The sequence below is a fragment of the Shewanella sp. CAL98-MNA-CIBAN-0140 genome, assembly GCF_040309905.1.
Classification (GTDB): Bacteria; Pseudomonadota; Gammaproteobacteria; order Enterobacterales; family Shewanellaceae; genus Shewanella; species Shewanella psychromarinicola.
The window spans coordinates 1-276 of the sequence record NZ_JBEOPI010000150.1 but is presented as its reverse complement, the minus strand read 5'-3'; the positions used below and the strand labels follow the sequence as shown (position 1 = coordinate 276).

General features: G+C 44.6%; 1 protein-coding gene. It reads left to right on the top strand.

Annotated features, from left to right (window positions below; translation table 11 throughout):
• On the top strand, window positions 1–276 hold a 276-nt coding region (locus AAEY93_RS20530), incomplete at both ends, for a polysaccharide biosynthesis protein (protein ID WP_351079499.1).

Here is a 276-nt window from a genome sequence, read left to right as displayed (position 1 = left end):
ATCAAATCCAGACCGTCTATCACGCCGCTGCTTATAAGCATGTGCCTATCGTCGAGCATAACCCTTTTGAAGGTGCAATAAATAACAGCAAGGGCACGTATCACTGTGCTCGCGCCGCTATCGAAGCGAAGGTTGAGACTTTTGTCTTGATATCCACTGATAAAGCAGTAAGACCGACTAATGTTATGGGTGCGACGAAGCGTTTAGCGGAATTAGTTTGTCAAGCACTGAGCCAGAAAAATAACCCTAATAACAATCATACCCTTATCAGTATGG